1 pseudogene is annotated in these 311 nt (G+C 37.6%); it reads right to left on the bottom strand.

The window, feature by feature from the left end:
* Positions 1-218, bottom strand: a pseudogene (locus DWX28_RS20200) (IS200/IS605 family accessory protein TnpB-related protein); the annotation flags it as partial.
* Positions 219-311: the final 93 nt, after the last annotated feature.

Raw genomic sequence — 311 nt, 5'->3', positions numbered from 1 at the left:
TCAAAATCAAAACGGGCCTGATTCTTTTTCGTTGTATGTATCAGATGTTCTGCTTCATTGAAACGTTTCTTCGCTTCCAGAATCCCTTCCAGCTCTTCCCATACCTGCGCATAAATTTTTACCAGATAACTAACAGCAGACCTGTAGACATCCAGCGTCTGGCGGATTGGGATATTCTGTTTTCGTAATTCCACACCATAGCTGGATGTAATCTTCATATCTGTTTCTTAACCTTTCTATCTTGTACTGATGCAAATAAGTCCTATTTGTTCTTGTGTTTTCTATTATACTCCTTATTAAGTCCAATAAAA

The organism is Blautia sp. AF19-10LB (genome assembly GCF_003461245.1).
In the GTDB taxonomy this organism is placed as follows: domain Bacteria; phylum Bacillota; class Clostridia; order Lachnospirales; family Lachnospiraceae; genus Blautia_A; species Blautia_A intestinihominis.
Note: the sequence above shows the minus strand (reverse complement) of the source record. Positions and strands in the feature narration are given on the sequence as shown.